We start from the raw sequence: 4971 nt of genomic DNA, 5'->3' as shown, positions 1-4971 counted from the left end.
TCGTGATCAAGGACGAAAATGATCTTGCCTCAAGAGATCTTCTAGGTACTACGGAAACTTACCGGCCCCGATCATGCTCAAATTTGCCCTCCGCGGAGCCCGGGTTGGCCTGTGCCCCAGCGGAAACCGCTGAACAGCATGATCGCCAGGAGGCTCGGAGCGTTTTGCGATTTGGTCTCCGCGGCGTGACGACGAACCGGTGGCTCCGCGAGTGCGGCCTGCCGCTGGGCGTCTCGGACGTCGCTCTGATCCAAAACGGAGATCATCATCGCTACAGCGGCCTGTCAACGTGTGGATCTGGGTGGGTTTGTCCGGTTTGCTCGGCCAAGATCAGGTTCCGGCGGGCCGACGAGATCTCCCGGGCCATTGCCCGGGCCATCGAGGCCGGTTTCGGGGCTGTTTTCGTGACCCGAACAATCCCCCACACCGCCGAAGACGAGTTGCGTACAACCCTCGGCGGGCTGACTGAAGGTCGAGCCTGGGCTTCCTCGCAGAAGATGGTCAAGATGGCACGTGCGGAAGCGGGCTTCCTGGGATGCATCACGGCGAAGGAAATCACCCGTGGGAACAATGGCTGGCACCCCCACACCCACGATGTGGAGGTCTTCCGGGAGCCGGTCACGCCGACGGCTTACGGGAAGTTATCGACGGAGTATTTCGATAAGTTGAATGCTTTCTATGTGCGGAATGGGCACAAGCCTATGGCGAAAGGAATCGGAGTGAAACTCGATATCATCACCCGGGACTCCGACGCCCTCGGCCGCTACCTGGTCAAGCTCCAGGAAACCGGTGTCGGCCTGGGGAACGAAATGGCCCGCGGCGATTTGAAGAAGGGCCGGAAAGGGAGTCTGATGCCGTTCGATATCGCCGCCTACTTCCTGCGGACCCGCGACGCCGACGTGTTGAAGCTTTGGCATGAGTACGAACGGGAAACCAAAGGCAAGTCCGTCATTCGCTTCAGCAAGGGCCTCCGCGCCGAGCTCCTGCCCGACGAGCCGGAGGCCTCCGACGCGGACCTGGCCGCCGATGGCGACGACGCGGGGGTGGAGGTTGGCCGGCTGGCGAACTGGCTCTACCGCCGCGTCGTCGCCATCGGCCTGGAGGCGGCGGTGCTGCGCTCGCTGGACACCGGCGGCTTCGGAGCTCTCACCGAGCTGCTCACCGCCTACCACCTCGACACCACCGGCCTCCACGGCCCCACCCGGGAGATCGGCTCGGCGGGTGTAGACAACAGCGTTGGCTAACCCCCGGCCGGGGGTTACGTGACGACCGGCTAGACCTATGGGCGAGGGGGGAGTGGGGAAGGTCGGATGCTCTGGTTCGCCGCTCGCCCGGGCTGATCGTGTTCGAACTGTCCATGCGCCGTCGGGCTACGGGGCTGTCTGGACTCCTCCGGTGTCCACACCGGTTCAGTCGGCGTGTAGAACCTCATGGCATGCCGGAGGAAAACGTTGATCCAGCACAACTACGGACTTACGTGATCGGTGGATTGCAGTCGGTGACATTAGGTCGGGTGGGAGCACTGACCGTGAAGGCGTGGCCTGCGATAAAGGGAACGCTATGCCGGACGGTGGATCCGACGCGGAAGCAACGGAAGCTGGTCGGGCGGTACACCGCTGGGATCGGCCAGCTTGGTTCGGAGGCGTTGGACGTCCGCCTGGACGGGATTTACGCGTTGGAGAGCCTCGGGGCCGAGTCGAAGACGTACCGCCATCCGGTGGTGGAGGTCCTTTCGGCCTTCGTTCGCGAGCACACCATTCCCGATCATCCCCACGGGGCTCGTCGCTCCTGGGCCGCCTGGTCTGGGAGAGCGACGAGCGGCCGGAGTGCCAGCCTGGAGCCGCCGGCTCCGGCCGATCAAGCCACCAGCGACACACCGCTGGATCTTGGACGAAATCCCGATACCGATGTGCAGGCCGCGTTGACCGCGTTGGGCCGGCTCTCGTCCAAAATCGGCATCTCCCGGGCTGTTCCGTTCAGCGCCTGGCTGCATGGGATGGACCGCACCGGTGCCTGGCTGTGCGAAGTGGACCTCACCGGCGCCCGGCTGGAGGGGGCGGACCTCACGGAAGCTTCGCTACACGGGGCTGACCTCACCGAGGCTCGGCTGGAGGGGGCTGACCTCACCGGCGCCCAGCTGACCGGGGCGGACCTCACGGAAGCTTCGCTACACGGGGCTGACCTCACCAGAGCCTGGTTAGACGAGGTGGACCTCACCGGCGCCCGACTGGAGGGGGCGGACCTCACCAGAGTCTTGCTGTGGAAGGCGAACCTCACCAGGGCCTCGCTGGACGGGGCGAACCTCACGGAAGCCTTGCTGTGGAAGGCGAACCTCACCAGGGCCTCGCTGGACGGGGCGAACCTCACCGATGCCCAGCTGGACCTGGCGAACCTCACCGGCGCCCGGCTGGACGGGGCGAACCTCACCAGAGCCTGCCTGGACTTCGCGGACCTCACCGGCGTCGAGGGGTTGACGCAGACGCAGGTAGACGTTGCCCGAGGTGACGAGCAGACGGTTCTACCTGCGGGGATCACCCGGCCGGCGTGCTGGACGGAGTCCGAATAGCAGGCGTCGAAGAACCGGCAGCGGCTCCCCCATGCCAGGGATGGTCCTGTCCGACACGCTCCAGCGCTCCGCCGGGGGAACGGGCCGGCGGGGCGCTGGCATGTCTCCCGCCGGACCCGGCTGGACGAAGAACCGGATGTAAGGGGGCTTCGCCGCCCTCACCGAGCTACTCACCACCTACCACCTCGACACCGCCGGCCTCCACGGCCCCACTCAGGAGATCAACCCGGCAGGTGTCGACAACAACGTTGACTAACACTCTCGGCTGATCTTGTTCGGTCGTCTGACGCCTCGCCCGACCCGTCCTCGGCGGGGCGTTGGCATGTCGGCTGCCGGAGATGCCGCTGGGGGTGAAGAACTGGATGTCAGCGGGGGGGCTTCGGCGGGGCGCCCGGGACAGGTCGCAGCGGCCCGGAAACTCGGTTTCCTCGCGCGCGCACGCGTAGGGCCCCCCACCAGGAAACTAGGAAACCTGCAGGTCAGAGCGGTTTCCGCCAGGAAACTCCCAGGAAACTGCAACCCGCGGTTTCCTGGGGTGCAACCAGGCCAGTCGGAGGCATCCGGGACCCCGGATCGACCCCGCCGGGGCCGCCCCAGCGCCGGCCGCCGCAGGGGTTCGTGGCGTTGCCCGCCGGATCGACAGATGCCCGAGGCGCCGAGGCGCCCAGGGGGCGGTAGTCGACGGCCCGCCGCGGGCCGGTGCGGCCTGGCGACCGCAGGACCGCGGGGTGCAGGTCAGCCGCTCACGCCACCCGGTGCCCGCAGGTCCGCCAGGCCTTCAGAGATGAAATTCAGCAGAAGTCTTGCCATAGCATGAGTTTCCATGCTATGGTCATCCTAAAAATGACGGGGTCATGGAAATTGAGGCGGTGTAGATATCATGATGGAAGGGTCCGTGGAGAGCTTGGAGTCGACGATCAACGAAACGGTCCGGTTCCTGATGACCCGGACAGGCAAGCGGCAGGTCGACGTGGCCGAGGTTCTGGGGATCACTCCGGGCACGCTGTCGCAACGTCTTCTGGGGCATTCGATCTGGAAGGTCGACGATCTCCCGAAGGTCGCTGACTACTTCGGCTTGACCACTAGCGAGCTGATCTCCGGCTACGCGGCGATCGCCGCAGCCGGACGACTCCCCCCCGCGAAGGCTCGAACGGTGCGGACCCGAACGAGAGCCGCGTAGCACCACGTCCCACAACTGAAAAGCGCCCCCGGACCGGCTAGCAGGCCGGCCCGAGGGCTAACGGATCACCTGCGATAACAGGAGCCCGCTATGAGTCATCTTTCCCTGCCTGGCCGTGGATCTGCGCGCCAGGTTTCGCCCGCCGCCCGTCTGGGTGGTGTGGCATGAGTGCCTGCCGTCCGGGTCGGATCACGGTCACGGTCGACCATCCCGAAGAGATCTTCGATCCGGTGATCCTCGCCGCGTTGAAGGCGGGCCGTCGGGTGACTGCCGCTGAAGAGTTGGACGTCCGCCGTCGGCACACCGCCGAGCTCCGTACCGGCCGTGGTGTCTGCTGCCGGGCGTGTGGGTTCGCGCTGACCGTGCAGCACCAGGCCTGCCCGTCGATCGTGCTGGTGGATTCCCGCAGCCTGCGGATCGCCATGACTGTCATCCCGCTGGCGCCGCGTCGGCGGTGCACCCGTTGCCGCGGTCAGCTGGACGTGACGCCGTCGGGGCCGCTGTGCCCGGTCTGCACCGCCCAGGATGATCTGTTCGGTGGTGCGGCATGACCGCTCATTCCACCCCGTCCGATGGGGCGTCCGAGTCGGGTTGCAACCCGCCGGAAACCGGGGTCCCTCGCGCGCACGCGCGTAGGGCCCCCTCCGTCCCCCCTGACTGCAACCTGCAACCTTGCAGGTCAGGGGTGGTTGCAGGGGTGGTTGCAGGGGTGGTTGCAGGGGTGGTTGCAGGGGTGGTTGCAGGGGTGGTTGCAGGGGTCAACCAGCCAGTCCGGGTGCAACCAGTGCAACCGGCGGCTGCAACCACCCCCGAACAGGCCCCGCAGCCCCCCTCCGACCCGGCCGTCGTCCGTGTCTGGCGGGCGACGTCCGCGGCGGCGGTGACGGTCCTCGACGGGCTGTCGCCGGCGTGCGCCCCGTTCGCCTCCTGGTGGGATGCGGAGGCCGGCCGTCGCCGCGAGTTGCGGACCCTGGAGCATCGGGCGGTGTGGATCGCAGCCCGCCATCACCGGGCGGTGGCCGGGGTGGCGGTGGCGCAGGCCCGCAGCCAGTGCAAGACGGCCCGGGAGGCGACGGCGAACCCGCTGACCGCCCGCTGCCGCGCTGCCCGCCTCGCCAGCAAGGCCGCCCGGGGCCGTAGGAGGGCTGCTAGGGCCGGTGTGCGGGCCGCTCGGGTGAGCTACCCGGCGGCGCTGTACCAGCGGGCTCTGCAGGCGCATGCGGTC

General features: G+C 67.4%; 5 protein-coding genes. All 5 read left to right on the top strand.

Features of this window, described 5'->3' with window-relative positions:
* The first annotated feature begins 185 nt into the window (after positions 1 to 185).
* Positions 186 to 1244, top strand: a complete 1059-nt coding sequence (locus tag G6R25_RS21410; RefSeq protein WP_163554344.1) for a protein rep — start codon at positions 186 to 188, stop codon at positions 1242 to 1244.
* Positions 1245 to 1570: 326 nt separating this feature from the next.
* Positions 1571 to 2566: a pentapeptide repeat-containing protein gene (locus G6R25_RS21405; protein WP_163554343.1), complete on the top strand. Its 996-nt coding sequence runs from the start codon at positions 1571 to 1573 to the stop codon at positions 2564 to 2566.
* A gap of 904 nt (positions 2567 to 3470) precedes the next feature.
* Positions 3471 to 3746 carry a helix-turn-helix domain-containing protein gene (locus G6R25_RS21400; RefSeq protein ID WP_205447320.1) on the top strand — a complete coding sequence of 92 codons (276 nt, stop codon included), beginning with the start codon at positions 3471 to 3473 and terminating at the stop codon, positions 3744 to 3746.
* A gap of 164 nt (positions 3747 to 3910) precedes the next feature.
* The gene (locus G6R25_RS21395) at positions 3911 to 4297 is read left to right on the top strand and encodes a hypothetical protein (protein WP_163554341.1); all 387 of its coding nucleotides are present in this window, start codon (positions 3911 to 3913) and stop codon (positions 4295 to 4297) included.
* 233 nt (positions 4298 to 4530) lie between these two features.
* The coding region (locus G6R25_RS21390) for a hypothetical protein (protein ID WP_205447318.1) at positions 4531 to 4971 on the top strand (441 nt) is incomplete at its 3' end.

The organism is Candidatus Frankia alpina (genome assembly GCF_902806485.1).
GTDB lineage: Bacteria > Actinomycetota > Actinomycetes > Frankiales > Frankiaceae > Frankia > Frankia alpina.
This window is presented reverse-complemented; position numbering and strand designations above follow the sequence as displayed.

Bases quoted from the DNA above. Each gene is read 5' to 3' on its own strand.
- G6R25_RS21395 (WP_163554341.1), top strand. From the start codon at position 3,911: ATGAGTGCCTGCCGTCCGGGTCGGATCACGGTCACGGTCGACCATCCC.